14 protein-coding genes are annotated in these 16,865 nt (G+C 59.4%); 5 read left to right on the top strand and 9 right to left on the bottom strand.

The window, feature by feature from the left end:
- The first annotated feature begins 98 nt into the window (after window positions 1-98).
- The 4 genes from AB3226_RS17185 to AB3226_RS17170 all read left to right on the top strand — a co-directional run bounded on the left by AB3226_RS17185 (window position 99) and on the right by AB3226_RS17170 (window position 3,612).
- Window positions 99-431, top strand: coding sequence for a multidrug efflux SMR transporter (locus tag AB3226_RS17185; RefSeq protein WP_008004867.1), 333 nt, complete (start codon window positions 99-101; stop codon window positions 429-431).
- A gap of 198 nt (window positions 432-629) precedes the next feature.
- Window positions 630-1,805, top strand: coding sequence for an NAD(P)/FAD-dependent oxidoreductase (locus tag AB3226_RS17180; protein ID WP_367373923.1), 1,176 nt, complete (start codon window positions 630-632; stop codon window positions 1,803-1,805).
- On the top strand, window positions 1,802-2,614 hold the full coding sequence (locus AB3226_RS17175) for an aldo/keto reductase (RefSeq protein ID WP_367373922.1): 813 nt from the start codon (window positions 1,802-1,804) through the stop codon (window positions 2,612-2,614). Before AB3226_RS17180 ends, AB3226_RS17175 begins: the two co-directional genes overlap by 4 nt.
- A gap of 32 nt (window positions 2,615-2,646) precedes the next feature.
- Window positions 2,647-3,612, top strand: a complete 966-nt coding sequence (locus tag AB3226_RS17170; protein WP_038978677.1) for a hypothetical protein — start codon at window positions 2,647-2,649, stop codon at window positions 3,610-3,612.
- 153 nt (window positions 3,613-3,765) lie between these two features.
- Here AB3226_RS17170 and hldE read toward each other — a convergent pair whose 3' ends face one another.
- From hldE to AB3226_RS17140, 6 genes are all read right to left on the bottom strand, one after another.
- Window positions 3,766-5,187 carry a bifunctional D-glycero-beta-D-manno-heptose-7-phosphate kinase/D-glycero-beta-D-manno-heptose 1-phosphate adenylyltransferase HldE gene (hldE, locus tag AB3226_RS17165; protein WP_030130457.1) on the bottom strand — a complete coding sequence of 474 codons (1,422 nt, stop codon included), beginning with the start codon at window positions 5,185-5,187 and terminating at the stop codon, window positions 3,766-3,768.
- Window positions 5,188-5,263: 76 nt separating this feature from the next.
- The gene (locus AB3226_RS17160; protein WP_367373921.1) at window positions 5,264-6,685 is read right to left on the bottom strand and encodes a PIG-L deacetylase family protein; all 1,422 of its coding nucleotides are present in this window, start codon (window positions 6,683-6,685) and stop codon (window positions 5,264-5,266) included.
- 16 nt (window positions 6,686-6,701) lie between these two features.
- Window positions 6,702-7,598: a GNAT family N-acetyltransferase gene (locus AB3226_RS17155; RefSeq protein WP_367375809.1), complete on the bottom strand. Its 897-nt coding sequence runs from the start codon at window positions 7,596-7,598 to the stop codon at window positions 6,702-6,704.
- Entirely contained in the window at window positions 7,598-9,388 is a 1,791-nt protein-coding gene (gene msbA, locus AB3226_RS17150; RefSeq protein WP_367373920.1) for a lipid A export permease/ATP-binding protein MsbA, read from the bottom strand. Before msbA ends, AB3226_RS17155 begins: the two co-directional genes overlap by 1 nt.
- Window positions 9,389-9,492: 104 nt before the next feature.
- Entirely contained in the window at window positions 9,493-10,596 is a 1,104-nt protein-coding gene (locus AB3226_RS17145) for an O-antigen ligase family protein (protein WP_367373919.1), read from the bottom strand.
- A 113-nt stretch (window positions 10,597-10,709) separates the two neighbouring features.
- Window positions 10,710-11,822 (bottom strand): capsular biosynthesis protein, encoded by a 1,113-nt coding sequence (locus AB3226_RS17140; RefSeq protein WP_367373918.1) that lies wholly within the window; start codon window positions 11,820-11,822, stop codon window positions 10,710-10,712.
- A 285-nt stretch (window positions 11,823-12,107) separates the two neighbouring features.
- Between AB3226_RS17140 and AB3226_RS17135 the strand changes: the two genes are divergently transcribed.
- Window positions 12,108-12,740, top strand: coding sequence for a toluene tolerance protein (locus AB3226_RS17135; RefSeq protein WP_367373917.1), 633 nt, complete (start codon window positions 12,108-12,110; stop codon window positions 12,738-12,740).
- A 23-nt stretch (window positions 12,741-12,763) separates the two neighbouring features.
- Here the strand turns inward: AB3226_RS17135 and AB3226_RS17130 are convergent, their stop codons facing one another.
- From AB3226_RS17130 to AB3226_RS17120, 3 genes are read right to left on the bottom strand one after another with little or no spacing between them, the layout of a single operon-like run.
- Entirely contained in the window at window positions 12,764-14,050 is a 1,287-nt protein-coding gene (locus AB3226_RS17130) for a capsule biosynthesis protein (protein WP_367373916.1), read from the bottom strand.
- Window positions 14,047-14,958 (bottom strand): glycosyltransferase family 2 protein, encoded by a 912-nt coding sequence (locus AB3226_RS17125; protein WP_367373915.1) that lies wholly within the window; start codon window positions 14,956-14,958, stop codon window positions 14,047-14,049. Before AB3226_RS17125 ends, AB3226_RS17130 begins: the two co-directional genes overlap by 4 nt.
- On the bottom strand, window positions 14,945-16,699 hold the full coding sequence (locus AB3226_RS17120; RefSeq protein ID WP_030130449.1) for a carbamoyltransferase: 1,755 nt from the start codon (window positions 16,697-16,699) through the stop codon (window positions 14,945-14,947). The genes AB3226_RS17125 and AB3226_RS17120 overlap by 14 nt, the downstream gene beginning before the upstream one ends.
- Window positions 16,700-16,865 lie beyond the last annotated feature (166 nt).

Raw genomic sequence — 16,865 nt, 5'->3', positions numbered from 1 at the left:
AACCCATCTTCAGAACAGATAGGTAATGACTTTACCGCATCTGGCGAATCTCTAGAATGCCGACCTCAGAGAGCAACGCTTCATACGAGGATTGACCCATGACCGCTTACTACTACCTGGCCATCGCCATCTGCGCCGAAGTGATCGCTACTGTTTCGATGAAAGCGGTCAAAGGTTTCAGCACGCCACTGCCGCTGCTGCTGGTCATCGTCGGTTACGGCATTGCTTTCTGGATGTTGACGCTAGTGGTGCGCAGCGTTCCGGTGGGCGTGGCCTACGCAGTGTGGGCCGGCATGGGGATCGTGATGGTCAGCGTTGCGGCGCTGTTTATCTACGGGCAGAAGCTGGATGTGCCGGCAATGCTGGGGATGGCGCTGATTGTGCTGGGCGTTGTGGTTATTCAGCTGTTCTCGAAAACCGCCGGGCATTAAACCCGAAGCACTTTCCATTGTGGGAGCGAGCCTGCTCGCGATAGTGGTCTTGCATTCAACCCTTATGTTGCATGTGCAGGCCCCATCGCGAGCAAGCCCGCTCCCACAGGTTTTGCATCCTCCCTATTGATCACCAACAAATCCCCTCCGCATCGAGTCTGTATACTGCGCCCTCGTCTTGAACACTGAGGTCGCTGCATGCCATCCGTTATTTCCACCGACGTTCTGATTGTCGGCGCTGGTGTCGCCGGCCTCTGGCTGAATGCGCGCCTGCGCCGCCAGGGCTTTTCAACTGTGCTGGTGGAAAGCGCCAGCCTCGGTGGCGGGCAGAGCCTGAAGTCCCAGGGCATCATCCACGGCGGCGCCAAGTACGCGTTGCACGGTGCCCTGACCGGCGCCTCGGAAGCCATCGCCGACATGCCGCGTCGCTGGCGTGAAGCGCTGGCCGGCGACGGCGAACTGGACCTGTCCGGCGTGCGCGTGTTGTCCGACGCTCATTACCTCTGGTCCCCCGGCACCCTCGCCGGCAACCTCACCAGTTTTTTCGCCAGCAAAGCCGTGCGCGGGCGGGTCGATCAGGTAAAAGGCGATCAATTGCCGCCGGCGCTGCAAGACAAGCGCTTCAAGGGCAAGGTCTATCGCCTGACGGAACTGGTGGTCGACGTGCCGAGCCTGATCCAGCGCCTGGCCGATCTGGCTGGCGACGGTCTGCTGGCCGGTCAGCACATCGAACCGCTGCTGGAAAATGGCGAGCTGGTCGGCTTGAAAGTCGACGAACGTGAGATCCGCGCCCAGCGCATCATTCTCAGCGCCGGTGCCGGCACCGCCGACCTGCTCACGACGCTGGGCCTGAGCAAACCGGCCATGCAGCGTCGTCCCCTGCACATGATCATCGTCAAAGGCCCGGGCCTCAAACCGCTGTACGCCCATTGCCTGGGTGGCGGGCCGAAGCCGCGCGTCACCGTGACCACTCACCCGGCCGCCGATGGCCAGTGGGTCTGGTACGTGGGAGGCGACATCGCCGAAGCCGAAGGCGTTGCCCGCGAGCCTGCGGCGCAGATCGCCAGCGCGCAAAAAGAACTCGGCAACCTGCTGCCGTGGATCGACTTTAGTACCGCACAGTGGGCGACCTTGCGGGTCGAACGCGCAGAGCCGCTGCAATCGGGCCTGACTCGCCCGGACAATGCCTTCCTCGCCGAGCAGAATCGTCTGCTGGTGGGTTGGCCGACCAAATTGGCCCTGGCGCCGGACTTCGCTGACCGTGTCATCGCTTCGCTGCAGCGCGACGGCATCCAGCCGAGCCACCCGGCGCCGCTGCCGGAACTGCCGAAACCGCCGATGGGCGTCCCTGCCTGGGAGCAACTGCTGCCATGAGCCAACCGACCCTGCACGATCTGCATCGCCCTTTGGGCAGCACCGGCCTGCTGGTTTCGCCCCTGGGTCTGGGCACAGTGAAACTCGGCCGCGATCAAGGGGTGAAATACCCCAACGGCTTCCAGATCCCCGACGATGACGAAGCGCGCATGCTGCTCAAACTCGCGCGCGACCTGGGCATCAACCTGATCGACACCGCGCCGGCCTATGGCCGCAGCGAAGAACGTCTCGGCCCGTTGCTACGTGGTCAACGTCAGGATTGGGTGATCGTCAGCAAGGTTGGCGAAGAGTTTGCCGACGGCCAATCGCACCACAACTTCAGCGCCGCCCATACTCGCCTGTCGGTGGAACGCAGCCTGCAACGCCTGGAAACGGATGTTATCGATCTGGTGCTGGTGCACTCCGACGGCAACGACCTGGCAATCCTCAATGACAGCGAGGTCTATGCGACTCTTGCCGAGCTCAAGCGCGAAGGCAAGATTCGCGGTTTCGGTTTTTCCGGCAAAACCGTCGAAGGCGGCTTGAAGGCTCTGGAACAAGGTGATTGCGCGATGGTCACCTACAATCTGAACGAACAGAACGAGAAGCCGGTCATTGACTATGCTGCTGCTCACGGCAAAGCGATCCTGGTCAAAAAGGCCCTGGCCAGCGGCCATGTGTGCTTGAGCCCGGGCGTGGACCCGGTGCGCGCCAGCTTCGAGTTGTTGTTTGAACACCCGGGTGTGGCCAGTGCTATTGTCGGGACCATCAATCCGCTGCACCTCGCCCACAACGTCGCGACCGTTGCCCAGGTCCTTCGTAGCCATTGATGCCGCCCTCGCGGCCTTAAGCAGGAGCCGACATGCCGCGTACGCTGATAAGAAAGAACCCGAGCAACTTCAAGACCCTGCCGTTATTCGTCGAAGCGACTCCCGAAGGCCTGAGTTACCAGAGCGTCGGGATGCCGTTGAATTTCTCCCAGACCCTGCAACGTCGCCGCCCGGTGACGGTGCCCGACAACGAGCGGTTTGCCCTGGAGCTGGCGAACCTTGGGGTTTCGGTGCGCCTGACCCTGCATTGGCAGAATCGCGATTACTGGGTGTTGGTGCGTCAGCGCCGGCAGGACCGCGGCGATGTGGTGCTCAAGCTGATCTCGGGTTACGTGCCGGCCCATGAGCTGAACCTGCCGCTGCACACGGCAACCCAGGAAATCGCCGAAGAGTGCCTGTTGGAAACCCCGGAAGGCTGGCTCAGCGGGCGTTTCAACGACACCTGGCTGCCGGCGCCCTACTCGTCCGCCCTGCATTATCGCGAAGCCCTGCCGTTTCGCCTGACACCGTTGTCCGGTTCGGCGCGGCCGGTGCGCTGCGCCAACATGCCGCTGATCGAGCGCCCGCGGGCCTACGTGCATTTACCGACCGCGTCGTTGCAATTGATCTACGACTTGCGTCTGGATGTGCCCAAGGAAGCCAAATCCCTGAGCCTGTTCCATGTGGACGAACGTCTGGAAGGCGATCAATTGGTGGCCCGGCTCGATCGCAAGCGTCCCGATTTGTATTTGATGCCCCTTCAGGACGGCCAACCGATGGCCGAGCTCTATACCCTGAAAAAGGATCAGCTATACCCGGCGAGTACACGGGGATTGTATCTGGCGGAGAGTTTTGCCCGGCAGGAAGGGTGGCTGGTGAAGGATGAGCGGATTCGCTGGAAAGACTGGGTACGGCAACAGGGTTTGAGCCCGCCGGGGAAAGATTCCGGTTTAGCCCGCTTGCATGGAAAAGCAAAGCAACTGCTGAAAAGAATCGTGCCGCGCAAGGCCGCACGATAAAGAAACCTGTGGCGAGGGAGCTTGCTCCCGCTCGGCTGCGCAGCAGTCGTAAAACTCGCGACGCGGTCAATCTGAAAAACCGCGGGCTATGGCTTTGGGGCCGCTTCGCGATCCAGCGGGAGCAAGCTCCCTCGCCACAGTGACCGCGCCGTTTCAGTGATTGCGGATCTTCTCGACAATCGCCGTGGTCGAGCTGTTTTCCACCAGCCCCAGCACTTTCACAGTCCCGCCGTAAGCAGTGACGATGTCTGCGCCGACCACTTGATCGATCCCGTAATCCCCGCCCTTGACCAACACATCCGGCTTGACCTCGCGCAGCAGGTTTTCCGGGGTGCCCTCAGCGAAGCTGATTACCCAGTCCACGGCGCCCAGACCTGCCAGTACAGCCATGCGACGGTCGACGCTGTTGATCGGCCGACCCGGCCCTTTCAAGCGGCTCACCGACGCATCGTCGTTGACCGCTACGATCAGGCGATCACCTTGGGCACGCGCCTGTTCGAGGTAGGTCACGTGGCCGGCGTGCAGGATGTCGAAGCAGCCGTTGGTGAAGACGATCTTCTCATTGTGTGCACGTGCGTCGTCGACGGCCAGCAACAGTTGCTCCAGCCCCAACACGCCACGCTCGGAACCTTCTTCACGCTGAATCGCGCGACGCAGTTCCGGCGCGCTGATAGCCGCGGTACCGAGCTTGCCGACCACGATGCCCGCCGCCAGGTTGGCCAGAGCCACCGCGTGCGGCAGTTCTTCGCCAGCGGCGATTGCTGCCGCCAGGGTAGAAATCACCGTGTCACCGGCGCCGGTCACGTCGAACACTTCACGGGCACGGGCCGGCAGGTGCAGTGCCGGATGATCCGGGCGCAGCAAGGTCATGCCATGTTCGCCACGGGTCACCAGCAAGGCGCCGAGGTCGAGGTCGTGCATCAGCTGTGCGCCCTTGCTCACCAGTTCGTGTTCGTCGGCGCAACCACCGACAATGGTTTCGAACTCGCTGAGGTTCGGGGTGATCAGGCTTGCGCCACGGTAGATCGAGAAATCCTTGCCCTTGGGATCGGCCAGCACCGGAATGCCACGGGCACGGGCAGCCTGGATCAGTACCTGATGGTTTTTCAGCGCGCCTTTGCCGTAGTCGGACAGCACCAGCACCTTGATGCCTTCGAGCAATTCGTCGACTTGCTCGCCCAACGCCAGGGCATCGGTAGAGAAAGGTTCTTCGAAGTCGATTCGCAACAATTGCTGGTGGCGGCTCATCACCCGCAGCTTGACGATGGTCGGCTGGTGCGCGATACGCTGGAACAACGCCCGCACGCCGGCACCCTTGAGGCTATTGACCAAACTATCAGCCGCTTCGTCGTCGCCGGTCACGCCAACCAGCGAGGCCGGGGCACCCAGCGCGGCAATGTTCAGGGCAACGTTGGCGGCACCGCCCGGGCGGTCCTCGATTTGCTCGACTTTGACTACCGGTACCGGCGCCTCAGGGGAAATCCGTGAGGTACCACCATGCCAGTAACGGTCGAGCATGACATCACCGACCACCAGGACAGGGGCCTGATCGAATCGTGGCATGGATAACTTCATGGAAACTCCAGGGGCAATAAAAGCGTCGCGGATAATAACATAGCGAAAGAATACGGCTGCACGCGAGCAAAGAGGCTCAGCGGCGGTCATCCTGTGGAGGTGCATCCAGTGGACGCACCCAGAAAAGTTCGTGTCGGCGCACCGCTTTACGGAAGAACTCGTCTTCACCGGTGCGGGGCCAGCGACGCCCGGCCAATAACCGCTGAATCACCCGGCGCAGACGTCTTTTAAGCGGTGGACGGCCCTGCAAGTCGTGCTGCATGCCCAAGGCCATGGCTTTGTCCATGCGCGTTGGCGCGTCCAGCAACGGGCTCCATAGCCCATCAGCCGGCAACGGCTCGATGGTCGGCGGCAGAGCAATGCCATAATCCGCCGGGCCCATCGGCCAGCGGTCATTGTCATGCAGGTGATTGGCATAGAGCAGTAGAGTTCGCGGGCGCCAGGCACTGAGTTCAATCGCCTCCATCAAGGCGCGAGTGCTGGCGACATGATCGCTGTGGGGATCCAGTTCGGGATGGGGCGTCAGTACCGCGTCGGGCCGGTGATGCTCAAGCAGACTCGCCAGATCAGCCACCAGGTTGCGCCAATGCGGCTGACCATCGACGTCACCCGGCAGGCTCAGGGCATTGTGCCGACGCACCTCGCGTATATCACTCTCCCCCGACTCCCTGGAACCGAAGCTTTGCTCCGGCTGCTGCGCCATCGCATTCAGTTGCAAACAGTAGTAGCCCAATTGCACACATTGTTGTTGCGGCACCCCGCCCCACAGCGGCACTGCCTGGCTGTCCCAACTGCGCAGGCGCCCCTTGAGTCGGGCAGCCTGAGCGGTGTCGAGGCCCATATCGTGGTAGTTTTCGGCCTCAATCTCGCCTTGGGTGAGTGTGACGATAGCCACCTCGGACGCCCGGCTATAGAGACCGAAAGCCGCCAATTCGGCATCATCGGCATGGGGGGCGATAATGAGCAGGCGCTGCTGGCCAAAATCCGGATGACTCAAGGCGTGCAAAGTTGCCTGTGGCGCCAGGCTGCAAAAGCGTCCACGTAATGTCAGGGTCCCGGCAGCCAGCGCCGAGCCTTGCCCGGACAGATTGAGAAAACGCTCTCCCGCAACACCGCGCTCCAGATCCTGACGGTCGTCACCGATCCATACCTGGGGGTCAAGGAAGCGCCCCAGCCAATGGCTCTTGACCCGCACCTGCAAAACCAGGGTTTGCGCCACGCCAAAGTCACCCGTCACCTGTATGACACCTTTGGCCAGGGTGGTGGGGAATTGCGGCGTACCCGCCGGGAAGTCATAGCGATAATCGTCGCTTGGGGCATAGAACAAATGGTCGGCGAACCAGGCTTCATGAGCGACCCAGCCCAGCAGCAGGAACAGCGGCAATGGCCACCATGCGACAAAAAAGCCAAACAGCAATGCAGCCAACAATGCACCGATCAGCACCACGCGTTTGCGTTGGCGATGGCGTTTAAGCAATTGCTGCTTGCGTGCGCTCATGACTGCCTGTCCTCGCTCAAACCTGATAGACCGGAACCCGGTGACACCAGCGGTCCTTGTATTCGCGATCGGCGCGGCCGAACGAGTAACGCAGCGGCTTGCCCACGGCTCGGGCCTGCTCCCAAGCGGCTTGGGTGTTGACGAAACTGAGTACACTGCCGGGGCTGAACTCGCGATTCTGCGGATCGACACCGCCGTTAATGTATTCCAGGCTGACCCACTTCGGCGCCTCGACCCGGTACAGAATCTGGATCGCCACCGGCTCGTCGTTCAGATAGATCAAGGACCCGGTCATGAACTCACGTAACAGGCTGAACACTTCAGCCAGATGCGTCTTGCCCGGTGCTTCAAAGTTCCAGCGGCGCTGGAACAGGTCAGCATAGATGATCGCCTGTTCGCTGGCGCTCAGCTCCAGCATCGGCCGGATAATGCCGCCCGCCTCTTCCAGCAAACGCTGATCACGACGCTGGTTGTAGCGAAACTTCTTGCTGTAGTCCTCGGGCTCACGAGCCAGCGCCAGGCCTTCAGGCTGCTCAGTGAGGCCAGTGATGCTTTGGGCGTTGAGTTCGGACACATAACGTGCGCGATGTCGCACACGAATCTGGACGTCTTCGTCAACCGGCAGAATGATCTCGGCATTGCCGAGATCAAGCAGGCCACGTTTGCCTTCACGCTTGAGCACTTCCTTGGACAAGGCCACATGACGCCCCCAGGTCGGCATCGCGGCGCACAATTCACCGTCGACGAACCAACCCAGATAACGCACCGGAATGCCTACCAGCCCTGCCAGACGCTCAACCACTTCGGGATGAGTCGCCACGCTGCCGCCAAACTGTTGCCAGGCCTGGGTATAAGCCGTTGCATCGATGGGCGCCCAGCCGCTTTCTCTCCAGGCTCGCCAGTAACTCAAAATCAAACGTGGGACTCCGTCATCGCCTCGTCGGTGCTTTCGACGAAATCCTTCTCGTGCAGGCGTGCATAGAGACCGTTCAACGCTAACAACTCGGCGTGGGTGCCGCGTTCGACGATGCGGCCCTGGTCCATCAACAGGATCAGATCGGCCTTCTCGATGGTCGACAAGCGGTGAGCGATCACCAGCGTGGTACGGCCCTTCATTACTTGTTCCAGAGCCGCCTGAATATGCCGCTCGGATTCGGTGTCGAGAGCCGAGGTGGCCTCATCGAGGATCAACAATGGCGCATTCTTGAGCAGCGCCCGGGCAATCGCCAGACGCTGGCGCTGACCGCCGGAAAGCAGCACGCCATTTTCGCCCACCAAGGTGTCGTAGCCTTGAGGCATTTGGTCGATGAACTCGGCGGCGTAGGCATCTTCGGCCGCCTTGCGCACGTCTTCGAATGGTGCGCCAGCAAGGTCGCCGTAGGCGATGTTGTTCGAAACACTGTCGTTGAACAGGGTGACCTGTTGGGTCACAAGGGCAATGTGACGACGCAAGTTGGTCAGTTTGTATTCTTCGACATCCATACCATCGAGCAGGATCTGGCCCTTGTCGTGGTGATAGAAACGTGGAATCAGGTTGGCCAAGGTCGACTTGCCGCTGCCTGAACGCCCCACCAAAGCGACCATCTGGCCTTCTTCGGCGGTAAAGGAAATATCGTTGAGCACGATTTTCTCGGTGCCCGGGTACTGGAAGCTCAAGTTACGCACTTCCAGGCGACCGTTGACGCGCACCATCTCCTTGGTGCCAGTATCGACTTCCGGTACTTCGTCGAGCTGCTCGAAGATGCTCTCCGCACCGGCCAATCCCTTCTGGATCGTGGCGCTGACTTCCGACAACTGACGAATCGGCTTGGGTAACAAACCGGCGGCGGTGATGTAGGCAACCAGTTCGCCAGCAGAGGCATCGCCGCGAAGGTAAAGCACCAGATACATCAACACAGCCATGCCAACGTAAATCACCAGTTGCAGCATCGGCGTGTAAATCGACTGGGTACGGGTCATGCCCAGGCTGCGGTTCATGTTATCGGCGCTAGCCTTGTGGAACCGCTCGATTTCGTAGGTCTCACCGCCAAAGCTGCGAACCACGCGATAGCCCTGGATCGTCTCCGAAGCCACATGGGTCACATCGCCCATCGCCACCTGGATTTTCTTGCTTTGCTTGCGAAATTTTTTGCTGGCGCTACTCACCAGAATCGCGATGACCGGCAGGATCGCCAGCAATACCAGGGTCATTTTCCAGTTGCTGTACAGCAGGTAAACAAACAGGAACACCACCGTCAGGCCTTCGCGAATCACCACCTTGATCGCATCGGTGGCGGCGCCGGTGACCATGGTCACGTTATAGGTAATACGGGAAATAAGATGACCGGAGTTATGGTTGTCGAAGTAGCGGTTAGGCAAGGTCAACAGATTGTCGAACAAGGCGCAACGCAGGTCGTGGACCACGCCACGGGCAACCTTGGCCAGGTAATAGTTGCCGAGAAATGAGCCAATCCCCTGGTAGACCGCAATCAGCACAATCAACAACGGTACACCGAGCACCAGCGAGACACCCAGGAACTTGGTGTCATCGGGTTTCTGCAAGGCGTCGAGAAAATGCTTGAGCATGTCCGCCAGCATCGGCTGGCTGGATGCGAATAGCACGAAGCCGACAATACTGACGGCGAAAGCGCCCCAGTACGGGAGCACGTATTTCAGCAACCGCAGGTAAATCTTCATGCTTGATTGCTGGTCGGAATTGGCCATTCGGCGCGCCTCGTACGTTTGAAAAAGACAGACAACCTGTGGATTGTAACAGCGAACGAATTACAACATCGGCCCCGCCAGGACGAGGTGCCGAAAACGCTGTTTCAACACTTCGCTTCCGGTCCAGGAGCATCAGGGGTTGAAAAACTCCAAACGGAATCTTTGGTTTCATTGCTCCCACGAGCAGCCAACACGATGCTCAAGGCAATCGGCAACCAAGTGATCAACCAGTCCGCATTGGGCTTGAGCCAGAGACCAATGCCATCGGTCATCAACGACGCCCCGGAAAACACCCAGAGTGCCAGCAACACCTGCCCCAGTGGCTGTGCGCGCGAAATCCAGCCACGCCAGCCAACCGCCAGCCACAACCAGCCGAACAGCAGCAGACCAGGCACACCAAGACGCACACCGATATCCAGGAACAGGTTATGGGGATGTTTGAAGGCCAGTCCGATTTCAGGGACAGGAATCAGGTACTCATGGAATCCCAACCCCATCCCCCAATGATCCAGCATCAATTGAACGCCGCCGTTCCATAGCTCCGGACGGAAAGAAACGCCGCGCTGCAACAGGATTTCCGGCTTGAATACAGCAATGGACGCCAACCCCAGAATCACCAGAATGATCAGTCCGCCCGCCATGCGCGACGGTCGCGCCACTCCCATCACGAAGAGACAGGCCAGCAAGCCGATCCACACACCGCGGGTTTGGCTGAAGCCCAGAAATAGCGCATACCCCAGCGCCGGAATCAGCAGCAACGCCATCATCCAGGGATTGAAACGTTTGGTCTGCAACGTGAAGATGCCAAGAATCAGCAAGGCCCCCACCGCATGCGCGGCCATGATTGCAGTGTCCCACAAGCCAATGGCAATCAGCCTGCCGCTGAAAGGCTGAGCAGACACGTCATAAAAGTAGACCCAGGAAGCCGCAGCAAAAAAACCGCCCATGATCGATGCATACAACAACATGGACTCGAACCGCCACTTGCGGTTCTGCGCAGCCAGTAGCACACCTAACAGGGTAAGGGTCACATAGAGCGTCACCTTGCTTTTGCCGAAGACGTTATCGCCCCCCTCAACCATCAGCACCAATAATGTCCAGGCCACGAAAATGGCGAAGAGGATGCACTCCGGTTGTTTGAGCATCAGCCGAAAATCCCGATGGAACAGCGCCAACACGGCGGGCAGCCAGAGCAGGAAAATTATCATTTGGTGATAAAGTTTATTGTTCGGCAGTACCCACGCTCCACACAGCAGCACAAGAAAACCGATAGACGCCCACACTTCCAGGACATCCTTAGCGAAAAATCTCTTCATTCCTGTCAGCACTCGGCTTTACCCAGCATTCGATTGGCGACCCGCTGCAACTGGGCCTTGTCAGCGTTCTTCCAGCCACCCTTGATGCAATAGTGCTCGGAGAGGTAGTGGAGGAAGTTACGCCTCAACCGCTCATCGAGTGGCCATTGCGGGAATGCGCGCGCCAGTTCCATCACCTGCTCGGCGTTATCGGCATGCATCACCAGCCCCTCGATATTGAAAAACGCCTGACCCAGAGTCAGCACAGGCTTGCCCAAGAGTAGGCTTTCCAGGCCAACCGTCGAGTTCAGCGTGATCACAAACTGGCTGGACTCGATCAACTGCTGAGTGGCATTGCCGTTGGCGAACAACAGACGCTCGTGAGTACGCTCATGCAACTCGGGATACGTTTCGCGACTGGATGGATGCTCCTTGAACACCACGGTCAAACCAGTCTCTTTGGCCAAGCGCTCGCCCAACGCAAACATCTCGCGCATGTTCCTGATCCAGGGAGAAAACAGCCGAACCTGACTATCGCGGTCATCCTGGAACGGAATAAAGACGAACTGCTCCGGCAGCACAATCGGTGCCGGGCCGCTGGTACGAGGTTGGCGTGGGATCAGCACAGGCACTGCCTGACTTTCAGGCACGGGAAAAGGATAGTTGAGGTAAAAACCGGCCTCGCGCGGAACGGCGTTCAGGTAGTTCACGCCCTGCGGATCAACGGTTGTGGTGTCGGGCAACAGACCGTTCTCGAAGAAAAAAGTCTTACAACCCGGCGGCGCCAAGGCCGTCAGCAATCGGCAGTATCGATGGGCACCATTCCAGAACACCAGCGCGTCGGGGCGCTCGCGATCAAGCAAGGCCTGGGCGCGCAGCGCCATCCAAATCAGCTCAAGACGTAACAACAGACGATACAAGCGACCATCGTTTTTGTTCTTGACGCGCCGCTCCTCGCATTTTTCTTCGATCAGGCTCGGCCAGTCGACTCGCGAAAGCACTCTGGATGTCTGCAACAACCTTGGCCAGGGCATCTGTGGTGGGGTAACGACTTTACCTTGTAGCTCGGTTTCATTGAGTAACCGATTGAAGTAGAGGCCTTGATGTTTGGCCAGGGAAATGAACAGCATTGTCGTCATAGGGTGTCCAAAAAATAGGCCGCATCCACCCGCCAAAGCGCAAATATAACCACGTGCGACAAGTCCGCAGACATCAACACCCTGTTATTCGCCCGTCCGCGTATAGAAGTATAAAACCAGGTATCAGAAGCAAGCACTCTATGGTATTGCGCCAGGCAACCCCGTGAACGGGCAACTGCATCTTAAAAAGTGCGGCGATTGTACCACAGCGGTTTTTTGCAGCATGCGCACTGCGGTAACATAGTCGGCTGCCCATCCCATCAGAGGCCAAGCCCTGGAGCCTTGATGCAAACGCTCGACCATACCGCTTATCTCAACATGCGCGAGGGCGCCGACGTTCTCGAGGCCGATGGTAAAGGGGATAAAGTCTTGTGCCTGGCCGATGGCTCGATGCTCAAGCTGTTTCGCCGCAAACGCCTGCTGACCTCTGCACTTTGGGCGCCTTACGCCCGACGCTTCGCCGACAACTGCCGGGCACTGCACGAACGCAATATCGAATGCCCAACGGTTCGCCAGATTTATCGCATTCCCAGCATCAAGCGCGATGCCGTGCATTACGACCCCCTGCCCGGTCGCACCCTGCGTCAGTTACTGGGCACCGACAATAACGAATCTCTTCGGGCACAATTGGGTGAGTTCATTGCACGCCTGCATGAGGACGGCATCTACTTTCGCTCTGCACACTTGGGCAATGTGGTATTGACGCCTGAAAACACGCTGGGGCTGATCGACATCGCCGACCTGCGCACCTATCGCAAGCCGCTGCGCAAAGGCCTGCGTCTGCGCAATTTCAAGCATATGTTGCGCTATCGCCAGGATCGCGAGTGGCTGCTCAAGGACAACCAGTTCCTTGAGCATTACCTGAACCATCAACGCGTGTGCAATGTTCGGGAACTGAGCCTGGCGCTGACTCCTTAAACCCTAAGCCGCCAGCGTCAGCATCAGCCGGCGGCAGACAGCCTGAAGGTCTCGAAGTCTCGCGCCGGGTCTGCGCCTCGCAGCAAGTCATCAACCAGCTGAATGGTCTTTGCCAAACCCTGAGAACCGTATACCAGGTGGTAATCGGCAAAACGCCGGGCTTGGGCCACATGCCCCGGATAATCCTGCTCAAGCGCTTGCAACTGGCGGGAAAACTCATGTTCATCGCGCACTTGAGGCCCAAAAAACAGCGAGTGAGAGAAGATATCCACATCGCTGCCCGCATTCACATGGATCACCGGCCGACCCGCCAGCCCTGCCTCGATACCTGCATTGGACATGATATTGACCACAACGCTGGCCTGCGCCAAAGCGTGCGCCAATGAACACTTGCTATCCAGCAAGGCGACGCTGGCCAACTGCGCAGCGGCATCGCTCCAGAATTGCGCCTTGCTGCGCGGATGACGCTTGAACAGCACGCGATAGTGCGGATGCTGCTCGGCCCAGTCGCGCAGTAACTGATAGGTGCGCTGGTAGCCCGATTCTTTTTCCCGATCAGGGCCAACGCCCAGAATTAACAACGTCTGAAGCGCAGGATCGGCAACTGGCAGGTTATAGGTTTCATCGGCGAGGTAAGAACCGATCAGCACCACCGTCGACTCACCGAACCGCAATGTTCTTTCTTGCAAGGCAACCAGCGAACTATGGCCAAAGACGCCGTAGTAGTCGTAATCGTTCATCCCCAGTCGCCGCGAAGACTCCAGCGTCGTGGCATGAGCCAGCTGCAGCAGTCGAGCACCACGCGCTGCCAATGCCAAGCGCAGGAACGGCGCATGAAGACTACCGTTGCGTTCATTGATCAGCACCTTTGGCGAATAGGTCATCACCAACCACTGGGCATGGGCGGCGTACACCAGATAACGCAACGGTACGGACTGCGGCGGCGCCAGCAGCATGCGCTGGGCGCAGGCGTCCGAGGGAGAACGTAACGCTGCCTCTGTCACGTGCTGCCCGCGCTTGCGCAGGCCCTCGATCAGAATATTCTTGCGCTGCAACACCATGGACTTTGGTGCCGAATGCAACAACAGCACCTCACAAGGCGCAGCGACAACCGAATCACTCAAACACGCCTTGGCGCGTATCCCGACCACCACGTCCACCAGCACATCACGAACCAGACGCAAAAGACTACCGCAGCGACCATGACGCTCGCGCAGCAGCTTCCAGCGATAACGGTCCAGCTCACGCGCTTTTTGTGCCCAGCATCCCGGCGCCTGGAACACACTTGCGTCAGACGGCGGCGTGTTCACTTGAACAATAACCGGATGGCCTTGCGGGTATAGGACCAGCGCGCGAGCGAGCGCAGATCGGCGCGCACGGCGCGGGCGTAAAAAGCCTTGGCGTTGACATAATCGCCGGCACTGTAGCAATCGCGGAACAACGACAGGCAACGCTGAGCCAGGAAAGCCTGACGCAGGTCCTGCAGTTCTTCAGGCATGCGTTCCGAGGAAAATACCTCGTCAACCATCCCCACGCCCGCCGCCAGGCTTTGCTTGAGGTCATGCCGCATGCTATCGCCATGCTTGTAGATCAACGCCAGGGGCTGATCGAGCACGCTGCACGGGAAACGCGCCAGTACCTGAGCAAACACCGGAATATCCTCAACGTTGCGCAAGTGCTCAGGATAGTTGCCCGGCGCAAACACTTCGCGATGCATCGCACAGGCGCCGTTAGACAGCGATACCGTCTTGTCCAGCAAGTAGCCACGCACACGCTGGCGCGGGGTGGCTGGCAAGGGTTTTACGGTGTGCTGGACGCGACGACCGTCGTCGAACACCGACCAGTGACCGCCAATGATCAAACGGCTGTCAGGGTTGCTGGAGATATGCCGGGTCAACGCGGCCAGCGCACCAGGCGCCATCTCATCATCGGCATCGAGGAAGATCAGGTATTGCCCCCGAGCCTCCACGATCCCGCGATTACGCACCGAAGACAAACCGCCATTGGGTTTACGCAGAGCTCTAAAGCATCCTGCATGTTCAGCCAGGAGCTGCTCCAGAACGTGCGGCGTCGCATCAGTGGAACCGTCATCGATCACCAGCAACTCAGCCTGGGCATCACCCAACTGCGCCAGCACCGATTTCACCGCACGCGGCAGGGTTTTGGCGTAGTTATAAGCAGGAATAACGACACTGATCAGCACGTCAGTCAACCGCATACCCGTCCGCACCTTCTTTGACCACCAGAATGTCTTCCATGATCAGGTACTGCAGGTCGGAACCGAAGAACATGTTCAAGGCGTCGGTCGGCGAGCAGATCATCGGCTCACCACGACGGTTGAGCGAGGTGTTCAGCGACACGCCGTTACCGGTCAGCACTTCCAGCGCCTTCATCATGTCGTAGTAGCGCGGGTTGTATTCACGCTTCAACACCTGCGCCCGGGATGTGCCGTCTTCGTGGACGACTTCCGGCACGCGGGTCTTCCACTCTTCAGCCACTTCGAAGGTGAAGGTCATGAACGGCGCCGGGTGATCGATCTTGATCATCTGCGGTGCAACGGTGTCGAGCATCGACGGGCAGAAAGGCCTCCAGCGCTCGCGGAACTTGATCTGGTGGTTGATGCGGTCAGCCACGCCGGTCGCGCTCGGGCAACCGATGATCGAACGACCGCCCAGGGCGCGCGGACCGAACTCCATGCGGCCCTGGAACCAGGCCACCGGGTTGCCGTCGACCATGATTTTGGCGATTTTTTCCGGCATGTTGTCGAGCTTGCGCCATGCAGGCGCGCTCGGGTGACGGGCGCAGGCCGCGATCACGTCTTCGTTGCTGTAGGACGGGCCGAGGTAGACGTGTTCCATCTTCTCGACCGGTACGCCACGGGCGTGGGACACGTAAGCCGCAGCGCCGACCGCGGTACCGGCATCGCCGGACGCAGGCTGAACGAACAGTTCCTTGATGTCGTCGCGGGCAATGATTTTCTGGTTAAGCTTGACGTTCAACGCACAGCCACCGGCGAAGGCCAGTTTGCCGGTTTCCTTGAGCACATCGCCCAGGTAATGATCGATCATCTGCAACGCCAGTTTCTCGAACAGCGCTTGCATGCTCGCGGCGTAGTGGATGTACGGCTCGTCGGCGATATCGCCTTCGCGTTTCGGACCCAGCCACTCGATCAGCTTCGGCGAAAAGTAGAAACCTTTGCCCTTCTCTTTATAACGACGCAGGCCGATGACGTTGGCGTAGTCGGTGTTGATCACCAGCTCGCCGTTCTCGAACGAGGCCAGACGCGAAAAATCGTATTTGCTGGCATCGCCGTACGGCGCCATGCCCATGACCTTGAACTCACCGTCGAGCATCTCGAAACCGAGGAACTCGGTGATCGCGCCATACAAGCCGCCGAGGGAATCCGGATCGAAGAATTCCTTGATCTTGTGGATCTTGCCGTTTTCGCCGTAACCGAAGAAGGTCGTGGCGTACTCGCCCTTGCCGTCGATCCCGAGGATCGCGGTTTTTTCTTTGAAACCGGAACAGTGGTAGGCACTGGAGGCGTGGGCCAAATGGTGCTCGACCGGCTCGATCTTGATTTTCTTCGGATCGAAGCCCAGTTGCTCGAGGCACCAGACAATCTTGTTGCGATAGCGCTTGTAGCGACGGTTGCCCATCAGGATCGCATCGAGCGCACGGTCCGGGGCGTACCAGTAACGCTTGGCGTAGTGCCAGCGAGCCTTGCCGAACAGGCTGATCGGCGCGAACGGAATCGCAACCACGTCAACGTCGGACGGCTTGATGCCCGCCTGCTCGAGGCAGAACTTCGCCGACTCGTAAGGCATGCGGTTCTTTGCATGTTTATCGCGCACGAAGCGCTCTTCCTCGGCCGCCGCGACCAGCTTGCCGTCGATATACAGGGCTGCGGAAGGATCATGGCTAAGGGCGCCGGACAGGCCAAGAATCGTCAATGCCACAGGGGTCTAGCCTCTTTAGTCTGCATGCAGGCGCAACGCGCCTCAAAAATTAATGTGCCCTCGCAAGGGGCGAGAGACAGCTAAAGGGCGGGATTATAGCGTAAACATGCCGGGAATGAGCCTGCCCTTATCAGCGCTGTGAAGATGGGGTCGAGCCCACGCGTTC

The sequence above is a fragment of the Pseudomonas lini genome (assembly GCF_964063345.1).
In the GTDB taxonomy this organism is placed as follows: domain Bacteria; phylum Pseudomonadota; class Gammaproteobacteria; order Pseudomonadales; family Pseudomonadaceae; genus Aquipseudomonas; species Aquipseudomonas lini_B.
Note: the sequence above shows the minus strand (reverse complement) of the source record. Positions and strands in the feature narration are given on the sequence as shown.

Coding starts and splice junctions, on each gene's coding strand:
- AB3226_RS17185 (WP_008004867.1), top strand. CDS start 99: ATGACCGCTTACTACTACCTGGCCATCGCCATCTGCGCCGAAGTGATC.
- AB3226_RS17180 (WP_367373923.1), top strand. CDS start 630: ATGCCATCCGTTATTTCCACCGACGTTCTGATTGTCGGCGCTGGTGTC.
- AB3226_RS17175 (WP_367373922.1), top strand. CDS start 1,802: ATGAGCCAACCGACCCTGCACGATCTGCATCGCCCTTTGGGCAGCACC.
- AB3226_RS17170 (WP_038978677.1), top strand. CDS start 2,647: ATGCCGCGTACGCTGATAAGAAAGAACCCGAGCAACTTCAAGACCCTG.
- hldE (WP_030130457.1), bottom strand. CDS start 5,187: ATGAAGTTATCCATGCCACGATTCGATCAGGCCCCTGTCCTGGTGGTC.
- AB3226_RS17160 (WP_367373921.1), bottom strand. CDS start 6,685: ATGAGCGCACGCAAGCAGCAATTGCTTAAACGCCATCGCCAACGCAAA.
- msbA (WP_367373920.1), bottom strand. CDS start 9,388: ATGGCCAATTCCGACCAGCAATCAAGCATGAAGATTTACCTGCGGTTG.
- AB3226_RS17145 (WP_367373919.1), bottom strand. CDS start 10,596: ATGATAATTTTCCTGCTCTGGCTGCCCGCCGTGTTGGCGCTGTTCCAT.
- AB3226_RS17140 (WP_367373918.1), bottom strand. CDS start 11,822: ATGACGACAATGCTGTTCATTTCCCTGGCCAAACATCAAGGCCTCTAC.
- AB3226_RS17135 (WP_367373917.1), top strand. CDS start 12,108: ATGCAAACGCTCGACCATACCGCTTATCTCAACATGCGCGAGGGCGCC.
- AB3226_RS17125 (WP_367373915.1), bottom strand. CDS start 14,958: ATGCGGTTGACTGACGTGCTGATCAGTGTCGTTATTCCTGCTTATAAC.